Source organism: Azomonas macrocytogenes (assembly GCF_014191985.1).
GTDB lineage: Bacteria > Pseudomonadota > Gammaproteobacteria > Pseudomonadales > Pseudomonadaceae > Azomonas > Azomonas macrocytogenes.
This window is the reverse complement of the sequence record NZ_JACHXI010000029.1, coordinates 1-20458: the sequence shown is the minus strand read 5'-3', so window position 1 is coordinate 20458 and position 20458 is coordinate 1. Positions and strand designations below refer to the sequence as shown.

The following is a 20458-nucleotide window of genomic DNA, read 5'->3' as shown; positions in this document are numbered from 1 at the left end:
TCGGTGTAGCGGGGCGCTCGCGGGGAATCTCATGGAATGTCTTGGGCATCGGGAGATCGTTGTGCAGAGAAAAAGAGGCGGCATTTTACCTGATCGAAGCGACGGCTAATACGTCGCCTACCGAAAGACGGCATGAACTGGATTGCCGCTATCTGGCTGGCTTATACGAGGCTGGTTGTTTTGGCGAGGCTGGAAAGCCTGCCATGCAGAAGATTTCGAGCGAGCCGCCGATTCAATTTCTCCGCTCGATGATGTAGCGGGCCAGTGCGCGTAGCGCTGCGGCTTTTTCGCCAAAGTCGCTCAGGGACTGCTGTGCCTGCTCATGCAGTTCGCACGCATATAGCTTGGCTTGCTCCAGACCCAGCAAGGCAGGATAGGTGGGTTTGTCGCGGGCGATATCGGCGCCTTGAGTCTTGCCTAGTGTCGCCGTATCGCTTTCCACATCGAGAATGTCGTCCTGCACCTGAAAGGCCAGACCGATGGCTCTGGCATATTCGCGCAGCGCGGCCAGCTCCGTTTCGCTGGCCTTGCCACTGGCCAGGGCACCGAGAAGCACGCTGGCTTCGATCAGGGCGCCAGTCTTGTGCCGGTGCATTTGCTCCAGTGCATGGCGGTCCAGCTTGTGGCCCACGGCGCCCAGGTCGATAGCCTGTCCGCCGACCATGCCAAACGGTCCAGCCGCGCGGGCAAGCACGCTCAGCATGCGCAGGCGCAAGGCTGGATCGGCCGGGTTATGCCGTTCGGCGGCCAGCACTTCGAACGCCAGGCTCTGCAGGCCGTCGCCGGCAAGAATCGCGCAAGCTTCGTCGAAAGCCTTGTGGGTGGTGGGCTGGCCCCGGCGCAGATCGTCGTCGTCCATTGCCGGCAGGTCGTCGTGTACCAACGAGTAGGCATGAATCAGCTCGACCGCGCAGGCCGCGCCGTCGGCTTGCGCCGGATTACCGCTCAACGCTTCGCAACCGGCATAAACCAGCAATGGCCGTACGCGCTTACCGCCATTCATCACGCTGTAGCGCATGGCTTCATAGAGCCGCGCGAGCGGTTCGAGGGGAGCGACGAAAAGCTCGGTCAGACAGGTATCGACCCGCCGCTGACAGTCTTTCTGGTATTGGCCAATCATTGTTGTGTATCCGTTTCGAAGGGAGCTTCCCGCACGCTGCCGTCGCGTTCGAGCAGGATCTGCACTTTCTGCTCGGCTTGGGTCAGTGCGGTCTGGCAATCGCGGGTGAGGCGGATGCCTTGCTCGAAGCAGTTAAGGGAATCTTCCAGTGACAATTCCCCACTCTCCAGGCGTTCGACCAGTTGTTGCAGTTCGGCGAGAGAGCGTTCGAAATCAAGCGCGGCTTTCTTGCGGGCCATGTCGAAGAGCCTGTAGGTAGTAGTGGAGCGGTTTGATTCGGTCGCGACATTAGCAGAGCAGGGCAGTGGATGCCAGAAAGCTATTGGTCATGGTTTTATTCGCAGTTTTGCGTATACCCATGTGATTCGGTGCCGGGAGACATGCTCCCTTTACAAGAGTGAGGTGGCCGTGCAAGGCAGCCATGGAGTGGGAAATGGAAGCCGGAGGCCGGAAAGTCCGGCCTCCGGGAGCCAGTCAAAGGGAGAAGTCGGCCGGATTCAGGCCCAGCTCGCTACAGATGGTACGGCAGACATTGCGCTCGCCTTCATCGAAATCACCATCGGAGCTGCCAATGGCACAGCAGACGCGGACCAGCAAGCGGGCAGCATCTTCCTTGCTGCGCAATTTGCCGATGGTTCTCAGCGCTTCGGCGCGGCCGATCTCGGCATCGAATTCGAACTTGCTGCAAATATCGCCGAAAGCCTTGATCACCTCATTGAGGTCGAACACCTTGAGTTCGCTTGAACTTTGGATGAAGCCTATCATTTTCTGCTTTTCGCTGCTGCTGACGTCTCCATCGGCGGCGGCTACCAGTGCGCAGCCGGAAACCACCGCTTCCATGAACTCGCGATTGCGGAACTTGGCCACTTCAGTGGTAAGCGCTTCACGCGCTGCAGCAGTATTCTTTTTCAGCCAATCGAGCATTGTCTTACTCCTGATCAAAGGGGAATCGGGACTGCTATATCCCGGTAGTACCGGTTTTGCCGCTATGGTGCTAGGCAGGCCCGATCATGCGCGCCTTCCGGCGTTCCGTCGTGCAAACCTGACTTAGCTTCATCAATTTCGACTGTTTTGGCCAGCTTGCCTCGGGCATCGATGGTAGCGTTTGGCGGGCTTTACCCCCGTGGTGCCTGAGGTGCGTTTGCACGGCTAGATATGTATCCGGATGTGCTGTTTTCAAGGTTTTGCTATTTGAGATTCGCCAAGGGTGGAATTTCTTGCTTATCGAAAGCTTCATCGATGCCTATGGATGGCTTCTTTCCAGGAGCCATCCATAGGCTGCATGATCGCGACTCGTTCGATGGCGTTGTGTCTATTTTCGACATAGATGATAACCTGTTTGCTCCAAGGGCCGGGGCACGATACAGACGCTACAACAGTTCGAAGCGTTGTTCCTGTACGGTCTCGGAATCCAGTCCGATCTGCACGTTGAATTCGCCCGGTTCGGCGACTTGCTCCAGGTGGATGTTGTAGAACTTCAGGTCGTCTTCAGTGATGGTGAAGTGGATGATCTTCTCTTCTCCAGCCTTGAGCATGACCTTCTGGAAATTCTTCAGCTCCTTGACCGGGCGGATCAGCGATGCCGTGATGTCTTGGATATAGAGCTGCACGACGGTTTCGCCATCGCGCTGCCCGGTATTTTTCAGGGTCACACTGGCGTCGAGCGTAGCGTTTCGTTGCAGCGTACGGCTCGACAGGGTCAGGCCCGACAGGCTGAACTCGGTATAGCTCAGCCCATAGCCGAAAGGGTAGAGCGGGCCGTTCGGCTCCTCGAAATACTGCGAGGTGTAGTGATCGGGCTTTTCCGGGTTGAAGGGGCGGCCGATTCGCGGATGGTTGTAGTAGGTCGGGATTTGCCCTGGCGAACGAGGAAAGGAGATAGGCAGTTTGCCGGAAGGGTTGTAGTCGCCGAACAGCACATCGGCAATCGCATGGCCGCCCTCGGTGCCGCTGAACCAGGTTTCCAGGATTGCGTCGGCCTGCTCCTGTTCCCCTTGCAGCGCTAGCGGCCGACCGTTCATCAGCACCAGTACCAAGGGCTTGCCGGTCGCCTTGAGCGCTGCGAGCAGGGCGCGCTGGCTGGCGGGAATATCCAGGCTGGTTCGGCTCACGGCTTCGTGGGACATGCTGCGCGATTCACCGACCGCTGCCACGATGACGTCGGCCTGTTCGGCGGCCTCGACCGCTTCGGCAATCATCGCGGCTGGCGAGCGCTTGTCCTGGACGACCTCGGGCTCCCAGAAACTGATGACGTTCAGGTAATCGACGATGCGCTGGTCGTTGGTGATATTCGCACCGCGGGCATGAATCAGTTGCGCCTGGTCACCCAACGCTTCGCGCAGCCCCTTGAGCAGTGAAACCGACTGCCTGGGAAGGCCCGCGGCAGCCCAGCTACCCAGGATATCGATCGGTGCATCGGCCAATGGGCCGATCAGGGCGATGGTGCCGTGCTTTTTCAGCGGCAGGGTCTGGTTCTCGTTCTTCAGTAAGACCAGTGACCTACGCGCCATGTCACGTGCCTCGGCGCGGTGCAGGCGACTTTCGGCATTGGTGTCGGCCGGATCGTCTGCGGCACTGCCGATGCGCCGGTAAGGGTCTTCGAACAGCCCCATGTCGTATTTGGCACCCAGCACGTCGCGCACGGCATTATCGATTTCCTGCTGCTTGACCTCGCCTGAAGCGATCAGCTTGGGCAGCTCCTGCCGATACAGTTCGTCGTGCATGCTCATGTCCACGCCGGCCTTGATCGCCAGCTTGGCTGCTTCGCGCCCGTTGCGGGCGACGCCATGCTTGAGTAATTCGCCGATGGCGCCGTGATCGCTGATGGTTATGCCCTTGAAGCCCCAATCCTTGCGCAACAAATCCTGAAGCAGCCAGGTATTGGCTGTGGCTGGTGTCCCGTTGATCGAGTTGAGTGCGATCATCACTCCGCCAGCCCCGGCATCGATGGCGGCCCGGTAGGGGGGCAGATAAGCCTGGTACATGCGCACCGGGCTCATGTCGACGATGTTGTAGTCGCGCCCACCTTCGACGGCGCCGTAGAGCGCGAAGTGCTTGACGCTGGCCATCAGGCTGTCGGGGGCCTGGAGCGAGTCGCCCTGGTAGGCCTTGACCATAACCTTGGCGATCCGCGATACCAGATACGGATCTTCGCCCAGCCCTTCCGAGGTGCGGCCCCAGCGCGGATCGCGAGAGATATCGACCATTGGCGCGAAAGTCATGTCGATGCCGTCGGCACTGGCCTCGATGGCCGAGATCCGCGCGGACTTGGCGATCGCCTGCATATCCCAGCTCGATGCCTGGGCCAGGCTGATGGGGAAAATCGTCCGGTGGCCGTGCACGATGTCATAGGCGAAGAACAACGGAATCTTCAGGCGGCTGCTGTTGACTGCCGCGTCCTGCAGCGGCCGGTTTTCGGTACGGGTGACACTGTTGAAGGTTCCGCCTACATGCCCCGCCGCAATTTCCTCGATCAATCGTTCTTTCGGCATTTCTTCCCCGCCAATGCTGATCAAGCGCAGCTGTCCGATCTTCTCTTCGAGCGTCATCTGCTGCATCAGATTGGCGATGAATATCTGCTTGTCTTGCAGTGCTACGCGTGGCGAATCGGCCAGAGCCGGCAGGTAGAGCAGGCTGGCAAGCAGGCCCAGCAAATACAGTTTATTCATCGAGTTTTTTTTCAGACAGGAAAGGTTTTTGCAATCCACAGAATCACCTTGATCGGGGAAGGCCGCCGATATGCTTAACGGGTCACTTTTACCTGACTGGGCAGGAAGGAGAAAGGAATATCCCGCTGCCGAGGGGCATTACAAGCTGCTGCTTTCATTGTGATCGGCAACCATGGCCGTTCGTTCGCAGAGGCTATTTTCCGGTTTGAATGCGCTGGGGCGCTCTTTCTTTCCAGGCTGTTCGATCAAACCAGGCGGTTACGGAACAACCAGGCGGCAAGCGGCAGCGTGAGGGCAGCAACGGCCAGCATCGGCAGGAAATTGGCGGCGATATCCGCGAGTCCCGCGCCTTCGAGGTATACCCGGCGCACCAGATCAATGGCAAAGCGCAAGGGGTTGGCGTAGGTGGCGATCTGCAGTGCCTCGGGCATATTGCGAACCGGGGTGATCAGGCCGGAAAGCAGGATCAGCGGCATCATCAGCACGAAGGCATAGACCATCGCCTGCTGCATGTTGGCCGAGAGCGCGGAAATGGACAGGCCGATGCCGACGCAGGCGGTGGTGAATGCCAGCAAACCCGCATACAACACCCAGACCGAACCGATCAGGGGAATCTGGAACCAGAACCAGGCGATGACCAGAATGATGCTTGACTGCACCAGGCCGATCAGCACCGGCGGGATGGCCTTGCCGATGAGGATTTCCATAGGCCCCAGCGGCGTGACCAGCAGTTGGTCGAACGTGCCCTGCTCGCGCTCGCGCGCCACCGACAGGGATGCCAGCAGAAGCGTCTGGATCATGCTCAAGGCAGCGATCAGGGCTGGCACGATGTTCCAGCGTGATTCCAGGTTGGGATTGAACCAGGCACGGGTTTCGACCTGGATCGCCGGCTGACTGGCACCCGGCAAACTGGCGTTGTAGTCGGCGATCAGGTTGCCGAGATGGCCGGCTGCCATATTGGCTGTCGTTGAATTGCGTCCATCCAGCACCAACTGCACGTTCACCCCCGCTCCGGCGGACAGGCGCTCAGCGAAATCCGAGGCGATGCTCAACACCAGCAGCGCTTTGCCCGTATCGATCACACGGGCGATGTCGGCGGGCGATTGCAGAGTGGCCACGCGCTGGAACACGCCTGATCCGTCGAGCCGGGCGAGCAGTTCGGTGGCGGCCTTGCCATGGCTCAGGTCGAGCACTGCATAGGGTGCATGGTTCAGGTCATAGGTGGCACCGTAGCCGAACACGATGGATTGCATCAGCACGGGAACCAGCAAAATGGCCCGACTGGTTGGGTCCTTGAGAATCGCCAGCAATTCCTTGCGGATCAGGCTGGTGATACGGCGAATGAATGCGATGAAAGCAGCCATGGTCATCAGTCCAGCGTTTTTCGCGTCATCAGGCGGGCGGCACCGAGCAGCAGGACGGCGTAGCCGGCGAGTACGGCCCAGTCCCTGACGATCAGGGGCCAGTTATTGCCGGCCAGGAACAGGGTCTTGAGTAGTTCCACGAAATAGGTTGCAGGCAGGATTGTGCCGATCACTTGAATGGCCGCGGGCACATTGCGCAGGTCGAACAAAAACCCTGAGAGCATCAAGGCTGGCAGGAAGGTGGTCAGGACTGCCACCTGGCTGGCCAGAAACTGGTTGCGCGTCTTGGCCGAAATTACCAGGCCGATGCCCAAGGCGACGAGCATGTAGAGTGTCGAGCTGATGAGCAGGACGATCAACGAGCCCTGGATCGGCACGTGGAACAGCAAGCGTGCGGCTGCCAGGCACAGGCTCAGGCCCAGCATGCCGACCATGAAATAGGGGATCATCTTGGCCAGCAGGATTTCGAGTGACCGTACCGGCGTGACGAACAGGGCTTCGAGCGTGCCGCGTTCCCACTCGCGGGCGACCACCAGTGCGGTCAGAAAGGCACCGACCAAGGTCATGATCAGCGCGATCAGCCCCGGCACCAGATACCAGGTGCTGGTATTGGCAGCGTTGAACCACAGGCGCTCGGCCAGCGCGACACCCGGCATCGGGCCAAGGCGGCCATTGCGGTCGGCCTGGCGCTGACTCCATTGGCCGATGGCGCTGTTGACGTAGCCGCGCAGGGTCGATGCGCTGTTGGCATCCGTTCCGTGCAGCAGCAACTGGAGCTGCGCGTCTCCCCGAACCAGTCGCCTGGAAAAATCGGCGGGTACGCGCACGATGCCGTCTACCCGGCGTTCGCGCATCAGTCGCTCGGCCGCGGGCATTGTGTTGACCCAGATCGGCGCAAGGTAGGGCGAGCCTCCCAGACCAGCCACCACCTCGCGCGCGGTGGATGAAGCGTCCTCCAGCACTACGGCTACGGGGGCATTTTCGATATCGAGCGAAATCCCGTAGCCGAAGATCAAAATCAGCACGATGGGCAGTACCACGCCGATGGCCAGGTTGCTGCGGTCGCGCAGCAATTGCCGGAATTCCTTACGGGTCAGTGAGGCCAGTCGCCGCCAGAATCCACCGTGTGCGACCGTCTTGGCGGTAGTCATGGCCGCGGCCGGAGTCGGAGCTGCAGCCACTGGCGTTGCCTGGGGTTGCTGCTGGGCGCGGGCCTGTTCGACGATGCCGATAAAGGCACTGTTCATATCGCGCATGCCGCCAGCCTGTTGGCGCACTTCGGCGGGCGTGCCCAGGGCGAGCACCCGTCCCGCGTCCTGAATCAGGATACGGTCGCAATATTCGGCCTCTTCCATGAAGTGCGTGGTCACGATAATGGTGGTGCCCGCCTGGGCCAGCGCGGTGATGCGCCGCCAGAATGAACGCCGCGCCAAGGGATCGATGCCGCTGGTGGGTTCGTCCAGAAACAGGATTTCCGGCTCGTGCAGCAGGGCCACGGCCATGGCCAGGCGCTGCTGGTAACCTCCGGGTAGCTCGCCACTGCGCATTTGCAACTGATCCCGTAGATCGAACTGACCCAGCACCGCGTCCATGCGCTCGCGCAGTGCGGTGCCACTCAGGCCATAGGCACCGCCGAAGAAGGTGAGATTTTCGCTGACCGTAAGATTGCCGTAGAGCGCGAATTTCTGCGACACATAGCCCACTTTGCGGCGTGCCGTCGCGCGCGCCGTGCGCAGGTTGACGCCGGCGACTTCAAGATGGCCACTGCTGGCTGGCAATAGGCCGCACAGCATGCGGAACGTGGTGGTCTTGCCCGCGCCGTTCGGGCCGAGCAGCCCGAAAATCTCGCCGCGCTGCACGCTGAAGGACGTGCTCGCCACGGCGGTGAAATCGCCGAAGCGGCGCACCAGGTCGCGTACTTCGATCATCGGCGGCCGTGTTTCGCCAATTGCGCTGGCCGCCGCTTCGTCGAGGATCAACGTCTCGGCGGGCCGCTGCTGGCGCAGCAAAGTCTGCACGCCGTCTTCGAGTCGCACGGGCACGCGGTGGTACGCCACACCCGTGAGCAGGGTTGCGAGGCGAGCCGGATCGGCCTGGGGACTTTGAATGAACCGTACCTGGCCAGCTTCAGGCACTGCATCGATGATGTTCTCGCTGTCGTCGAGAAGCTTGGCCTGCAGCGTGCGGGCTGGCGTGCCGAGCGCCGGCGTGGCGACAAAACAGCGCTCCCGCGCGGGCTCGCACAAATCCTCTGGGGAGCCTTGCGCCAGTAGGCGGCCCTGGTACATGACGAAGATGTGGGCGCAGCGCTGCGCTTCGTCCATGTAGGCGGTACTGATGATGACGCTCAGTTTTTCTTCGTCCACCAGGCGCTGGACGATCTCCCACAATTCGCGCCGTGACAGCGGGTCCACGCCGACGGTCGGTTCGTCCAGCAGCAACAGATCCGGTGAGCGCACCAAGGTGCAGGCCAACCCCAACTTCTGCTTCATGCCACCTGAGAGCTTGCCGGCGGGGCGCTCGGTAAAGTGCGTAAGGTCGGTCATCTGCAGCAGGTGCGCAAAGCGCTCGTTCCGCAGCGCTGACGGAACACCGTGCAGATCGGCGTACAGATCGAGGTTCTCCTGCACGCTCAAGTCCTCGTACAACCCGAAGCGCTGGGGCATATAGCTAATGCGATCCTGCACCGCCTGAGGCTGGGTCGCGACATTCAGGCCCAGAATTTCCAGAGTGCCCGAATTGGCTTTCATGAGCCCGGCCATCAGCCGCAGCAGGGTGGTCTTGCCGGCGCCATCCGGCCCGACCAGGGCGGTCAGCCGGCCGCTGGTAATGCTCAGCGACACCTGATCGAGTGCCGGTCCCAGCGGTGAGCCGGGAAAGACCTTGACCAGCTCTCGCGCCTGCACCACGGCGGGCATCTGTGTATTCATGGCGTGGCGCCTTGGTTGCCGTTCATGCTGTTCAGGGCCAGGCGCACGGTCGCTGGCATGCCCAGACGCAAGCGATCCTCCGGGTCCCTGACTCGCACGCGAATCTCATAGACCAGGCTGGTGCGCAGTTCTTCGGTCTGCACCGCTTTCGGAGTGAACTCTGCCACCGAGGAGATGTAGCCAACGGAGCCTTCGATGGATTGCGCGGGATGGCTATCGGTGCTCACTTGCGCTCGCATGCCTGGCCGCACCTGGCCCAGCTGCGGTTCGGTGACGTAGACGCGGACCCATTTCGGCTCGATCAGGGCCAGGGCGAAGACCGGTTTTTGCGGCGAGGCCATGTCGCCCGGCTCCAGCAGGCGCGATCGCACGACGGCATCGGCAGGGGCTTTGAGTTCAGCCTGTGACAGGCGCAGCTGCAACAACGCCAGTTCCGCCTGCGTGGACTGCAGTTCTGCTTCAGCCTGCGCGATATCCTCGGCGCGTGGTCCCAGCTCCGCCAGACGCAAGGCCTTGCGCTGGTCTTCTGCCTGAGCGCGGGCTACCTGCAGATTCGATACCGCATGATCCAGATCCTGGCGCTTGATGGCCTGGCCGTCGCTGCGGCGGGAGAGCTCTTGCAGCCGCTGCAAATCCTGGGCGGCGATAGCCGCGTCGGCGTTGGCTGCGGCGGTTCGCGCCCGGGCCTGGGCAATTTCCTCGGGGCGCGAGCCATTGCGCAGACGTAACAGTATTTGCTCCTGGGCCGCGATTTTCGCCTCGGCCTGGGCCGCTTCCAGTCGCAGCGTGCGGGTGTCCAGCAGCGCCAGGACCTGACCGGCCTTGACCTTGTCGCCTTCTTCCACGCGCAGCTCGATCACGCGGTCGCTACCTTCAAAGGCCAGTGACACCTGGCGGATATCGACGTTGCCGTACAGCGTCAGCAGGTTGCTGTCAGGCGCCGGTCGAGTGAACCACCAAATACCGGTGCCGATCAGCGCCAGCGTGGCAAGGCCGGCGATGATTGTCCTTTTCATGATGGGCTCCCTGCACGAGTAGGCGATGAATGCACTATATATTAAATTCAAATTGAATTTGAAGTTTCTCTGGGCGAACATATGGCATGTTTTCAACCACGGGTTCCCTTTTTTCCTATGGGTAAACCACGCCGGATTCCGCGAACAGACGGAGAGGCTACGCGTGCCAGGATTCTTGCTGCTGCAGGCTGGCTGTTTGCCGAACGCGGCTATGCCGGCGCGGCCAGCAAAGCCATCTGCGAGAGGGCGGGCACCGACCTGGCGGCCATCAACTATCACTTCGGCAGCCGCGATGGCCTTTATCGCGCCGTGCTGCTGGAAGGGCACAAGCATTTCGTCAACCTGGACATGCTGTCCGAACTGGCCCGCTCCGATCTTGCGCCGCGTGCCAAACTGGCCGTTTTTATCGACCGGATGGTCGAGAAAGTGCTGGATGACCAGGGTTGGTACAACCGGGTTTGCGCGCGGGAGATATTGGCTCCCTCGCCTCACTTCGCCAGCCTGATCAGTGAAGAAGTCATGCCAAAGTTCAATCTTTTGGCCGGCATTATCAGTGAAGTCACGGGTATTCCCGCCGGTGATCCCGCGCTTTCCCGCTGTGCGATCAATATCATGGCTCCCTGCCTGATGCTGCTGGTGTTCGACAGAAATACGCCTGGCCCGTTTCAGACCTTGTTTTCTCAGCCAGCCGAAGAGTTGGCGACGCATCTGAAAGGATTTGCGCTGGCAGGGCTCGAGGCGGTGAGCGCCATGGACAAGCCGCACGCCGGGCCGGGGAATTGATCGGGTAACCGTGGCAATCGCCGCTGCCGGGCAAGCGTCTTTCTGCAGCGCTTTCAAAGCAATAGCAGGGTCGCCAGCCCACCCAGCAGGCCGATGGCCATGACTGGCAGGGTCAGGCTACCAAGCGTCGTCGGTATCCCGGGCATTCCAGCCGCGTTCGGTGCCGATCAGCAAACCGATGGCCAGAGCTATCGCGAGATTAAGCAGAAGGTCATGGGTTATGGGCATGCCGACACACCGCAAGGACATGCCTGAAGCGTAGAGGGCGTTCCCCTTTGCGCCAAGCGTGCGCTATTCAGCCCAGAATGGCAGACCGATCCGCTGGAGCCAGACCGACCTTGCAGCGAACGGCGGTCATTGCTGTCGGCCCAGGGCCAGATTGAGGCCAAAGTAAACGAAGACGCATCCCGTCATCCGATCCAGCACGGTCATGACGCGGCGTCGGGCCAGAAAGTTGCTCAGCGGCACCGTCGCCGCAATCAACGCGGCGAACCACATGAGCGCGAGACTCACATGGATGCAAGCCAGCAGAAAAGTAAAGGAGGCGAGATTCACTTCTGGCGGTACAAACTGCGGAAGGAAAGTGATGTAGAAGAGCCCGACCTTGGGGTTGAGAATATTCGTCAGAAACCCGCGACGCAGCGCTGCCAGGAGGCTTTCCTGTGACTCGGTGGCAGGGCTTGCAGCCCCAGTCAGGCTTCGGCGTGGCTTAAGCAGAAGCTTCACCCCAAGCCACACCAGATAGGTGGCTCCACTCCATTTCACCACCGTGAACGCGGTAGTGGACGCGATAAGCAGGGCACCAAGCCCGACAGCGGCCGCCGCGCCCCATATCAGGCAGCCAACGGCGACACCCAGCGCAGTAAAAGCAGCACGTCGCGAGCCTCCTGCAGCAGCGGTACGCAACACCAGCGCCGTATCCACGCCTGGAGTGATCGTCAGAATGCTGACAGCAACCAAAAACTCGATCAACGCTTGGGTAACGGTCAACGCATCCGAGCTCTCATGGTGTGTGCAGCGGTCAGGTGAAAGGCTCGAAAGAACAGCCCCGCGTCATCCGCGAAAACCGGCCCTGCTGGGGTTTATTCGATAGGGGCTGACGTACTTCTGATGAAGAACCAGCCCATCATTCCTGTCAGCACTTCCATGACCGATGGCCAGCCGAGATCGCCATTGGCCATTACCCCGCCTGACAACATCGCCAGCAAGGCAATGCCCCCTAGTTTAGCCTCGGCTCGCCAGCGCTGCTTCCAGATACCGATGTTCGATTCAGAGCTATTCACTTCGACCTCCCGCAGGATTCCCAAAGAAACTTGGCTGCTTTCAGATCGATCAGGGTACGAAGCGAGATGTGAAAAAAACCTGATAAAAGTGTGAATGGATTGTAAATGGGAGGTGGATCAGACCTACGGTAACGCAAGCCAGCAGAAAAGACTGAAAATGGAAAAGTCGGTTAAGGAATGCTGTTGGAAAGCTGATTCCGGGGTTTCACTGCCGCAGAGGGGGACAGCCCATTCAACCAGCATCGCCATGTATATGTCATTTACGCTTTGCGTAGCAAAGTACGGATGGCATTCAACTCGGCGGCTGTCACTGATTGGCCGCTTGCGATGATCCTGTATGCCCATTGAGCTCCCGAAAGCTCTTCCCCATGCTCAACCAGATGGCCGAAGCGCTTGAAGGCACTTTCCAGGTCATTGACCATTTCAGGATAAAAGGGTCCGCCATCGAATCGGATACTCAGACGGCCCCATACGGAGCGACTGATCATATAGCGGTCGTCGACCCTGGGTGTGTTAAGTAACGTCGTTACGCTCAGACGAAGCCCGTGCAGCTTTCGAGCCCACCACTGCCATCGTTGCATCATGCGTTGATCCTCCTGTATCGCCACATGCTACAAAAAACCTGTTTTGGGATAAACCTAAAACAGGTTTATTTAGGTCGCCGGCCTCTAGTCCGGTAACCCTATGAAAACCATACATTCGCCGTCCTACCAGCGACTGATCGGCTTGCTGATAGAAGCGCGCAAGGAAGCGAAAATGACCCAGCAAGGGCTTTCTTCGAAGCTGGGACGCCAACAGTCCTACGTCTCGAAGTACGAGCGAGGTGAGCGCAGGCTCGATGTGATCGAATTTCTTCAGGTGACGCTCAATCTGGACGCTGACCCTTATCGGCTGTTGAAAGAGATCGAACCGCTGCTCCGAGCACCAGCTAAAGGCACCAAATCACTTCAGGACTGACATAAGAAATCAGTTGTTTGGTCCAGGGACTGGTCTCTCGTGCCCCAGTATCCGTTTGATCGCATGCCTGGGCCTGGCCGAGCCAAGCATGGAACGCCCCAGCGCGGTCAGGGTCAGGCAGCGGCCTTGTAGGACAGCCACTGCGGCCATCAAGGCCTCGAGAAGGCGGATATGGATCGTAGGGAGTGCCTTGGCGAACGCGGCGTACTAAGAGTTGGACGGCCTGCCTGGGATGGGGCATCGGTTCGTTTGGCGAGACCCAACGTCGCCTGCCCATGCAGACTTCTTCAAGCACTACTGCTTTGATTTTTCAAGAAAATTTATGGGGGGCACTCAAGCACGGAATACGTTTGCCCGCGCGGTGACCGCCGCCCAAAAGGCGTTTTTTCCATTCTGATCGATCCCATTTTCTGCCACTCGGTAAAACCAGGGCCATTTTGTCACCCACGACACATGGCTCCACTCATCCAATGCCCCACCGTTGGAGAAATTCCTCGGGTCAAGCCTTGACTTTGCTGTTCTTTGGCTCAACATACCATCCATGCAGATGGTTATTGGATGGCAAGGGGATGGTTATGAGCATTCATGAGCTTCGGCCGAAGGCCGGAGACACGACCGAAAAAATCACGATCAACCTAGGGGTCGTCGACTTGGGACAGATCGACCTGCTGGTTCAGGAAGGCTTTTATTCGAATCGAACCGATCTCATTCGCACAGCGATTCGAAATCAGTTGGCGACTCATGCCGAAGTGATTCGGGAAACGGTCGCCCGCAAGACCTTCGTCCTCGGCCTGCAGCACTACACCCGCCGCGATCTGGAAGCTGTGCAGGCAGCCGGACAAAGGCTGCAGATCCAGGTGCTGGGACTTGCCAGCATTGCAACGGATGTACCTCCCGAACTCGCGCTGGCGACGATCGATTCGATCGTCGTGCTCGGCGCGCTCCATGCCAGCGCTGCGGTGAAGGCCGTGCTGGCGGACCGAATCCGGTGACCGCAAGAGCGGCCCTGGGAGATTTGACACTATGAACGCACGACGTAATTCTGACCTGCTCGAAGCCACACGCCTGACGCGCTCCGGCCAGCTCCTCGAAGCAACCGCCCTCATTCAGCGTGCGCTGGGGAGCCGCTCGGCACCACCGCCCGCGGCCAATGTCTCCCCGGAGAGCAACACAGAGGGAACGGTGATTGAAGGCAACTTCCGCGTCATCGATGGCGGCTCGATTGCCCCGGACAGCACGGCGCAGGACATCGACCGGGAGGCGGCAGACATCCAAGACAAGCCCGAGACCGTTACCGAACCGCTCTCCGCATCGTCGCGCTTCGGTGCGGCCCTGCGCGAGAAACTGTTCAAATTCCGGGGACCAGCGCCGGCCTTCGACCGGATCGTCCCCCAGCAAGCGCCTGAGGCGATACCCGAGGGAGCCCAATTCATTACGGGCTCGTACACCAATCCTGCGGGTAGCCGCAGCTACAAGCTGTATATCCCGCGTGGCTATGAAGAGGGGCAGCCGTTGCCCCTGGTCGTCATGCTGCATGGATGTACGCAAAGTCCGGACGATTTTGCCGCTGGCACCCGCATGAACGAATTCGCCGAGAAGGAGCCCTGCCTGGTGCTCTATCCAGCCCAGTCGAAGGCGGCGAATTGTTCGAAATGCTGGAACTGGTTCAATCCGTCTGACCAATGTGTCGACCAGGGCGAACCGTCGCTGATCGCCGGCATGACGCGCGACATCGCGGCTCGCTACAAGGTTGATCCGCAGCGCATCTATGTCGCCGGTCTCTCGGCCGGTGGCGCCATGTCAGCGACGATGGCGATGACCTATCCCGACCTTTATGCCGCTGCCGGCATCCATTCCGGGTTGCCCCACGCGGCTGCACATGATCTGCCTTCCGCATTCGCTGCGATGCAGCAAGGAGCCAAGTGCGCTGGACGCCAGACGAAGAGCGCAAGAAACAGCAGAGCGCCCGCACGTCCCGTCCCAATCATCGTCTTCCATGGGGACCAGGATACGACTGTTCATCCCGGCAATGGCGATCAGGTGATCGCCCAGTTTTCGCCGGCTGCTTCCCATCCCGCCGCCCAGTCGGAAACCGGCGCGAATCCGGGGATGAAGGTGGAACGGGGCCAGGTGCCGAACGGGCATGCCTACACCCGCACCGTCTATCGTCACCCGAGCGGCTTGCCGCACGTGGAGCAATGGACGATTCACGGTGCAGATCACGCCTGGTCCGGGGGCAGCACCCGCGGCTCCTATACCGATCCTCGGGGCCCGGACGCGACGAAGGAAATGATGCGCTTCTTTCTTGCACACCCCCTCCAATGAAGTCCTAGGCGTCTGGGCAGTGGAGAGCAGAGCATTGGCCCACCAAGCTCGCCCCCACCCATGAGTACCTGCGCGCGGGCAGTAGCACTTGGATTTCAAATCCGAGTGCTCCCAAGCCGGCGGTTTGCCGGTTTGAGGCGCGATCAGATCAAAATCAGATAGACGGAAAAACTTCCTGCGACTGGTCACTTCGATACCCTCCCTGCCTTGGGTACTTCAGTGACTCCGCGTTTCACAGCGTCGAGAGGCCAAGCAGGGCATCGTTATGGACACTTGTACGCCAACGTCACACCGTCAGCGATGGTCAGCAGCGATAAATCGACACGCTTATCGCCGTGCAGCTTGTTGTTCAAGTCCTGCAGCGCCCGGGTTGCATCGTCTTCCGCTTCATGTGCTACCAAGCCACCCCACAGCATGTTGTCGAACACCAATAGCCCGCCTGGCCGTAACAGAGTGAGGCAGCGTTCGTAGTAAGCATCGTAATTCTCCTTGTCGGCATCGATGAACGCAAAGTCATAAGTGCCTGCCTCACCGGCCTCAAGACACGCATTCAGGGTATCGAGTGCAGGGGCCAACCGTAGATCGATCTTGTGTGCCACTCCGGCCTGCTCCCAGAACGGCCGGCCGATACGGGTGAACTCATCGCTGATATCACAAGCCAGAATCTGGCCGTCATCAGGCAGAGCCAGCGCCACCGCCAATGCGCTGTAGCCAGTGAAGACGCCAACCTCTATCGTGCGCCGTGCCCCCATCAGCTTGATCAACAATTGCATCAGTTGCCCTTGCTCCGGCGAGATTTGCATCCCGGCGTTTGGGTGCAAGCGCGTAGCTTCGCGCAAGGCGGACTGAGCCGGGTGTTCGCGCAAAGAGTGCCGACGAACGTAATCGAGGAGTACGTCGTTCATGGGAATGTCTTGAGTCGTCATACGCGGCCTCCAGATTAAATCGGCATACCGACATGTTTGCTCAGTTAACGCCATGGGGTAGCAGGGATTTACTCTGCCTGAATGCCTGAGTGGTCAGCAGGAAGGGTGCAAGGCCCGTAGAATCTAAGGCTTGGTGGATATCAGTGGAAGGGGCCGGAAAAAAGCCGGCTTTTATTATTTTTATATATTTGAATTTTATATGTATTTTTGTTTGATGCCGTTTCAGCCCACACTTCAGCAAGAGTCTGAGCATAAATAAGACTATTAATGCCACTATCTGAAAAAGCAATGGCATGCCTGGTAATGGAATCGACTTCCCTTAACTGAAAATGACCCGCTATTTGCATTCAATGTGGATACGTATTGCAAAGGGGATGATCACTGCATAGGTCGCTCGACCGGCTCAGAACGACCCGAAGCAGTCATGGGTTTTTCCCGTCAAACTTCCGCTTTGGGTCGATTCTGTTGAAAAAGTCGGTTTGCATGGTTGCGTTACCAATGGAGCGAAAAACCGACCTTCTAAAATCGCCTATACGCCACCATTTCGCCTTAGGTAAGGGGTCAAGTACCCCCTGAAAATACCTCAAAGCTACCGGTAGCGACTTTTTCAACGGAATCGGTCGCCAGCGACCATTCGACGGTATCGGTGCTCCCTCTAACCAGAATAAATGAGGGCGGACGTCGAGAGAAGCTTGGAACACTGCTGCTCTCGACCCAGAGGAAACGGCATAGGGTGGAGAGGTGGAAGATGGTAGAAGTTGCCGAAAACTGTATGACTGGCTGAGCTATTGATTGTCTTCAGTACGTCATTGACGTATGCTCTATCCATCCTGACTATCATCGAATCTCCGCTGTTCACTAAGCTCTGGCCCGATTACTGGACGGAGGATGAGCGTGGTGCCTTTATGACCTTCCTCGCCAGCAATCCCGAGGCCGGCGCTGTCATTCCCGGCACTGGTGGTTGCCGCAAGGTGCGCTGGGGGATAGAAGGGCGCGGCAAGAGCGGTTCCGTGCGCGTCATCTACACTGCGCAGTTGGCCAGCGGAGCCCTGGTGGCCCTGTTGATTTACGGCAAGGGCGCTACCGATAACATTCCGGCGCATATCCTGCGCAAGATCGCCAAGGAGATGAATCATGCCCCTGACTGAGAAAGAACTGCTTGAGCGAGACGCCAAGCGCAACATCGGCGAGGAGCTGTTGGCCGCCATTGTCGATGTCAAGGCAGGACGCCGCGGCGCCGTGCATCGCGTGGAATTGACCGAGGCCGCCGAGGCACGAAGCAAAACCGGGCTGTCGCAGCCGAAATTCGCTGAGTTGCTGGGAGTGTCGGTGCGCACCCTGCAGGAGTGGGAACAAGGTCGCCGCTCGCCATCTGGCGCTGCGCGCTCACTACTGCATATCGCCGCCCAGCGTCCAGACGTGTTCCGGGACGTACTTTCAAGCTGAGTGCGCACAGAGCAGAAATGAGAAAACTGCTCAGATGACCATTATGCCTGTAAGTCGCGTGATAAGCGGAGTCCGGCCAAAAGCGGTCGGATGAAAGTTCGGCATCGTGCTTCAACGCTTGCGCTGCCTGCCCGCGCTTTGCGTGGTCGCTAGTGCAGCTTCGAGCTTAGCAATTCTTAGATCGAGATCGATCCGTCAATACAGGTGACTGCTTGCCCACCTACCGTGATCACATCGTCCCCGATAGTGAGATGAATGAAGCCTGCGCGGCCGACCTTTACACCCTGGCTAGCCAGCAGAGACCTTCCGAAATAGTCGGTTTGTTTGGTATGGCGAATGAATGCTGCCATGGCTCCGTTTCCACTGCCGCATACAGGGTCTTCATTGACGCCGCATGCAGGCGCATAGGCCCTTACTTCTACGCCTGGCAAGCCGTTATCTATGTGCTTACCGAAGATAACCACCCCGGTTGCTTTGGCCTGGATGTTCTGAACGCACATACGTTCGAACTCCGGCCCATTGACCAGTACCGCTTGAGCGTCTGGTAATTGTGCGAGTATCCAACGAGCCCCAACATCAACCAAGGCTGGTCGGCGATCGCGAACGATGGCTGTACCAAGAATGGCTTCCAGCTCATCAACTTCTGAGTCATTCAGCGGTGTGAATTTGGCCTCAGGCAGCTCAAAGGCGATCCGCTGCTGGTTCGCTTCGTCGACCGAGACCTCTAGCTTCACAAGACCAGCTCCACACTCCTGCACTAACGCCCCTTCAGTAGGCACGATGATGCCCGCCTCCATAAGGGCATGGGCGGTGCCAATCGTAGGATGCCCTGCAAAAGGCAATTCTGAGCGGGGCGTGAAAATTCGCACCCGGTAATCTGCCTCAGCGCTGGTCGTCGCAATAACGAAGGTCGTTTCTGACAGATTTGTCCAATTGGCAATCTGCTGCATATGCTCGTCTGTTAACCCGTCAGCTTCCAATACCACCGCTACGGGATTGCCTTTGAAACGCTCGGCAGTGAATACATCGACTTGCTTGAAACGTACTTGAGTCATTGATAGCTACCAGTTAGCACACTCGAGGCTCATCCTAAGAGTTGCCATCAGTTAGGTGCAGTTTCAGTTGAAATTAAATGGACAGGTACAGTTTGCTCCGCGTTCTCAGAGATTCAGCGAGGACGACAGCTTGTCAGGACTGACTGCCCAAATGTCCTTCGTATCGCGATTTAGCGACCCGATGTCCTCACTGCAAGGTTTGTAAGATCGCCCTCTTGAAGCATGGCGTGTAAGCGCTGGCGTTGATCGGGACTAGGGAGAACTCCGCTGGTCTGTGCCTCAATCGTTATGCATGGTTACCACAGCCTTGGCTCGCCCACGCTCGTCGATTTCGGTGATCATCCAATTGCAGGTGATCGTGTCGCCTGAGTAAACCGGACGCTTGAAGTGGAACGTCATCCCCAATGCTAGCCACCTATCTGTCCGCCGATCTCGGTCATCAAACTGGCCGTCAACAGCCCTTGGGAAACGGGAGCTTTGAAGTTCCTCAGCGTGGCGTAGGGGCTATCGAAATGTACCGGGTTGTAGTCACGCGAGATGCGGGCGAAGTCTTCTATGTCCGTCTCCGTGAAACGCCGGGTTAAGTGAAACTGTCGCCGGTACGGAGTCCATCGGCTGCTCACGCTCTAAAACTCGCCATGCCTGCCCCTTGGGCTACTAATCATGGAAGGAATGTTCAGGCCCAGGAAAAGCGCCTGCCTCAACTTCGGCGGCAAAATCCTAGGCCGCTGTATGCAGTACTCCACGCATATCGGCGTATTGCTTCACGAATCGCGGCAGTTGCCTGTTACGTAGTCCAACCATGTCCTGCCACACCAATACTTGAGCGTCGCACTCGTTGCCGGCGCCGATCCCAACAGTAGGGATTGCCACCGCCCGGGTGATGTGGCCTGCGATCTCACTGGGCACCATTTCGATGAGTAGCGCGAACGCGCCAGCTCTCTCGAGCGCCTGCGCAACTTCAAGCAGGCGCTGGGAATTATCGCTCCCTGCACACGGTAGCCACCTAGTTGGTGCTCGGCCTGGGGTGTGAAGCCGATGTGGGCCATGACCGGTATTCCAGAGGACACCAGCTTTTCCACCTGCGGCAGAATTTCTATACCGCCCTCAATCTTGATCGCATGGGCACCACCTTCTTTCATGAAGCGTACTGCCGTGTGAAAACACTGCTCCGCCGATGCCTGGTACGAACCGAAAGGCAAGTCAGCGATGACCAGGGCACGGTGCGCCGACCTGCTAACCGCGCGCGCCAGCGGAATCAATTCGTCGACCGTTACGGTGAGAGTCGAGTCGTAGCCGAAGACGTTGTTTGATGCCGAATCACCGACTAGCAATACAGGGATGCCGGCCGTCTCAAAGATCTCAGCGGTGTACATGTCGTAGGCGGTGAGTATGGCCCACTTTTCACCGTTCGCCTTCATCTGCTTGAGGTAATGGATTCTTACGCGGGCTGGTTTGGCAGTGTTTTTAATGCCGCCACGGGGAGGTCTGTTTGAACCTGCCCCACCAGAGCGGACGCCAGGAAGCGATACTTTGATCGCAACCTGGAGGTTCCCATGCAACGTATTACCCGTCGTCGCTACAC

General features: G+C 59.0%; 19 protein-coding genes and 5 pseudogenes. 8 read left to right on the top strand and 16 right to left on the bottom strand.

All coding sequences use genetic code 11. From position 1 onward, the window contains the following. On the top strand, positions 1-257 hold a 257-nt coding region (locus FHR87_RS19010; RefSeq protein WP_221189907.1), incomplete at its 5' end, for a hypothetical protein. On the opposite strand, the gene ispA is transcribed toward FHR87_RS19010, so the two are convergent. The 8 genes and pseudogenes from ispA to FHR87_RS17630 form a co-directional block, all read right to left on the bottom strand. Next, entirely contained in the window at positions 233-1120 is an 888-nt protein-coding gene (gene ispA, locus FHR87_RS17660; protein WP_183168102.1) for a (2E,6E)-farnesyl diphosphate synthase, read from the bottom strand. The genes FHR87_RS19010 and ispA overlap by 25 nt on opposite strands. Beyond that, positions 1117-1359, bottom strand: coding sequence for an exodeoxyribonuclease VII small subunit (locus FHR87_RS17655; protein ID WP_183168101.1), 243 nt, complete (start codon positions 1357-1359; stop codon positions 1117-1119). Before FHR87_RS17655 ends, ispA begins: the two co-directional genes overlap by 4 nt. Before the next feature lie 235 nt (positions 1360-1594). Further along, positions 1595-2044: a tellurite resistance TerB family protein gene (locus tag FHR87_RS17650; RefSeq protein ID WP_183168100.1), complete on the bottom strand. Its 450-nt coding sequence runs from the start codon at positions 2042-2044 to the stop codon at positions 1595-1597. 446 nt (positions 2045-2490) lie between these two features. Continuing rightward, entirely contained in the window at positions 2491-4788 is a 2298-nt protein-coding gene (gene bglX / locus FHR87_RS17645; protein ID WP_183168099.1) for a beta-glucosidase BglX, read from the bottom strand. A gap of 245 nt (positions 4789-5033) precedes the next feature. Next, positions 5034-6152: an ABC transporter permease gene (locus FHR87_RS17640; RefSeq protein ID WP_183168098.1), complete on the bottom strand. Its 1119-nt coding sequence runs from the start codon at positions 6150-6152 to the stop codon at positions 5034-5036. Positions 6153-6157: 5 nt separating this feature from the next. Beyond that, a pseudogene (locus tag FHR87_RS19005) lies at positions 6158-7237 on the bottom strand (ABC transporter permease); the annotation flags it as partial. Positions 7238-7354: 117 nt separating this feature from the next. Further along, positions 7355-9082, bottom strand: a pseudogene (locus FHR87_RS19000) (ATP-binding cassette domain-containing protein); the annotation flags it as partial. Next, entirely contained in the window at positions 9079-10098 is a 1020-nt protein-coding gene (locus tag FHR87_RS17630) for an HlyD family secretion protein (protein WP_183168096.1), read from the bottom strand. The gene FHR87_RS17630 and the pseudogene FHR87_RS19000, both read right to left, overlap by 4 nt. Before the next feature lie 117 nt (positions 10099-10215). Between FHR87_RS17630 and FHR87_RS17625 the strand changes: the two genes are divergently transcribed. Both FHR87_RS17625 and FHR87_RS17620 read left to right on the top strand, forming a co-directional pair. Beyond that, on the top strand, positions 10216-10881 hold the full coding sequence (locus FHR87_RS17625) for a TetR/AcrR family transcriptional regulator (RefSeq protein WP_183168095.1): 666 nt from the start codon (positions 10216-10218) through the stop codon (positions 10879-10881). Positions 10882-10980: 99 nt separating this feature from the next. Then, positions 10981-11136, top strand: a complete 156-nt coding sequence (locus tag FHR87_RS17620) for a hypothetical protein (RefSeq protein ID WP_183168094.1) — start codon at positions 10981-10983, stop codon at positions 11134-11136. Positions 11137-11235: 99 nt separating this feature from the next. Here the strand turns inward: FHR87_RS17620 and FHR87_RS17615 are convergent, their stop codons facing one another. The 3 genes from FHR87_RS17615 to FHR87_RS17605 form a co-directional block, all read right to left on the bottom strand. Then, positions 11236-11871: a LysE family translocator gene (locus tag FHR87_RS17615; RefSeq protein ID WP_183168093.1), complete on the bottom strand. Its 636-nt coding sequence runs from the start codon at positions 11869-11871 to the stop codon at positions 11236-11238. A gap of 92 nt (positions 11872-11963) precedes the next feature. Continuing rightward, on the bottom strand, positions 11964-12164 hold the full coding sequence (locus tag FHR87_RS17610; RefSeq protein ID WP_183168092.1) for a hypothetical protein: 201 nt from the start codon (positions 12162-12164) through the stop codon (positions 11964-11966). A 260-nt stretch (positions 12165-12424) separates the two neighbouring features. Continuing rightward, the gene (locus FHR87_RS17605) at positions 12425-12748 is read right to left on the bottom strand and encodes a hypothetical protein (protein WP_183168091.1); all 324 of its coding nucleotides are present in this window, start codon (positions 12746-12748) and stop codon (positions 12425-12427) included. Between the two features lie 100 nt (positions 12749-12848). On the opposite strand from FHR87_RS17605, the gene FHR87_RS17600 reads away from it, so the two are divergent. After that, on the top strand, positions 12849-13121 hold the full coding sequence (locus tag FHR87_RS17600; protein WP_183168090.1) for a helix-turn-helix domain-containing protein: 273 nt from the start codon (positions 12849-12851) through the stop codon (positions 13119-13121). A gap of 48 nt (positions 13122-13169) precedes the next feature. Here FHR87_RS17600 and FHR87_RS17595 read toward each other — a convergent pair. Next, positions 13170-13298: pseudogene (locus FHR87_RS17595) on the bottom strand (IS4 family transposase); the annotation flags it as partial. Positions 13299-13696: 398 nt separating this feature from the next. Here FHR87_RS17595 and FHR87_RS17590 point away from each other — a divergent pair. Continuing rightward, positions 13697-14113, top strand: a complete 417-nt coding sequence (locus FHR87_RS17590; protein ID WP_041807298.1) for a CopG family transcriptional regulator — start codon at positions 13697-13699, stop codon at positions 14111-14113. A 31-nt stretch (positions 14114-14144) separates the two neighbouring features. Further along, positions 14145-15446 (top strand): extracellular catalytic domain type 1 short-chain-length polyhydroxyalkanoate depolymerase, encoded by a 1302-nt coding sequence (locus tag FHR87_RS17585; RefSeq protein WP_183168089.1) that lies wholly within the window; start codon positions 14145-14147, stop codon positions 15444-15446. A 263-nt stretch (positions 15447-15709) separates the two neighbouring features. Here FHR87_RS17585 and FHR87_RS17580 read toward each other — a convergent pair whose 3' ends face one another. Continuing rightward, complete coding sequence (locus FHR87_RS17580) at positions 15710-16372, bottom strand: class I SAM-dependent methyltransferase (RefSeq protein WP_183168088.1); 663 nt, start codon at positions 16370-16372, stop codon at positions 15710-15712. Positions 16373-17160: 788 nt separating this feature from the next. Here FHR87_RS17580 and FHR87_RS17575 point away from each other — a divergent pair. Both FHR87_RS17575 and FHR87_RS17570 read left to right on the top strand, forming a co-directional pair. After that, positions 17161-17520 carry a transcriptional regulator gene (locus FHR87_RS17575; protein ID WP_476693174.1) on the top strand — a complete coding sequence of 120 codons (360 nt, stop codon included), beginning with the start codon at positions 17161-17163 and terminating at the stop codon, positions 17518-17520. Continuing rightward, positions 17507-17818, top strand: coding sequence for a helix-turn-helix domain-containing protein (locus tag FHR87_RS17570; RefSeq protein WP_183168087.1), 312 nt, complete (start codon positions 17507-17509; stop codon positions 17816-17818). Before FHR87_RS17575 ends, FHR87_RS17570 begins: the two co-directional genes overlap by 14 nt. Positions 17819-17994: 176 nt before the next feature. Here the strand turns inward: FHR87_RS17570 and FHR87_RS17565 are convergent, their stop codons facing one another. The 3 genes and pseudogenes from FHR87_RS17565 to panB all read right to left on the bottom strand — a co-directional run bounded on the left by FHR87_RS17565 (position 17995) and on the right by panB (position 20345). After that, the gene (locus FHR87_RS17565; RefSeq protein WP_183168086.1) at positions 17995-18873 is read right to left on the bottom strand and encodes a PhzF family phenazine biosynthesis protein; all 879 of its coding nucleotides are present in this window, start codon (positions 18871-18873) and stop codon (positions 17995-17997) included. A 170-nt stretch (positions 18874-19043) separates the two neighbouring features. Continuing rightward, a pseudogene (locus FHR87_RS17560) lies at positions 19044-19492 on the bottom strand (MaoC family dehydratase); the annotation flags it as partial. Positions 19493-19593: 101 nt separating this feature from the next. Beyond that, positions 19594-20345: pseudogene (gene panB, locus FHR87_RS17555) on the bottom strand (3-methyl-2-oxobutanoate hydroxymethyltransferase). Positions 20346-20458 lie beyond the last annotated feature (113 nt).

Bases quoted from the DNA above. Each gene is read 5' to 3' on its own strand.
- ispA (WP_183168102.1), bottom strand. From the start codon at position 1,120: ATGATTGGCCAATACCAGAAAGACTGTCAGCGGCGGGTCGATACCTGT.
- FHR87_RS17655 (WP_183168101.1), bottom strand. From the start codon at position 1,359: ATGGCCCGCAAGAAAGCCGCGCTTGATTTCGAACGCTCTCTCGCCGAA.
- FHR87_RS17650 (WP_183168100.1), bottom strand. From the start codon at position 2,044: ATGCTCGATTGGCTGAAAAAGAATACTGCTGCAGCGCGTGAAGCGCTT.
- bglX (WP_183168099.1), bottom strand. From the start codon at position 4,788: ATGAATAAACTGTATTTGCTGGGCCTGCTTGCCAGCCTGCTCTACCTG.
- FHR87_RS17640 (WP_183168098.1), bottom strand. From the start codon at position 6,152: ATGGCTGCTTTCATCGCATTCATTCGCCGTATCACCAGCCTGATCCGC.
- FHR87_RS17630 (WP_183168096.1), bottom strand. From the start codon at position 10,098: ATGAAAAGGACAATCATCGCCGGCCTTGCCACGCTGGCGCTGATCGGC.
- FHR87_RS17625 (WP_183168095.1), top strand. From the start codon at position 10,216: ATGGGTAAACCACGCCGGATTCCGCGAACAGACGGAGAGGCTACGCGT.
- FHR87_RS17620 (WP_183168094.1), top strand. From the start codon at position 10,981: ATGACTGGCAGGGTCAGGCTACCAAGCGTCGTCGGTATCCCGGGCATT.
- FHR87_RS17605 (WP_183168091.1), bottom strand. From the start codon at position 12,748: ATGATGCAACGATGGCAGTGGTGGGCTCGAAAGCTGCACGGGCTTCGT.
- FHR87_RS17600 (WP_183168090.1), top strand. From the start codon at position 12,849: ATGAAAACCATACATTCGCCGTCCTACCAGCGACTGATCGGCTTGCTG.
- FHR87_RS17590 (WP_041807298.1), top strand. From the start codon at position 13,697: ATGAGCATTCATGAGCTTCGGCCGAAGGCCGGAGACACGACCGAAAAA.
- FHR87_RS17585 (WP_183168089.1), top strand. From the start codon at position 14,145: ATGAACGCACGACGTAATTCTGACCTGCTCGAAGCCACACGCCTGACG.
- FHR87_RS17580 (WP_183168088.1), bottom strand. From the start codon at position 16,372: ATGACGACTCAAGACATTCCCATGAACGACGTACTCCTCGATTACGTT.
- FHR87_RS17570 (WP_183168087.1), top strand. From the start codon at position 17,507: ATGCCCCTGACTGAGAAAGAACTGCTTGAGCGAGACGCCAAGCGCAAC.
- FHR87_RS17565 (WP_183168086.1), bottom strand. From the start codon at position 18,873: ATGACTCAAGTACGTTTCAAGCAAGTCGATGTATTCACTGCCGAGCGT.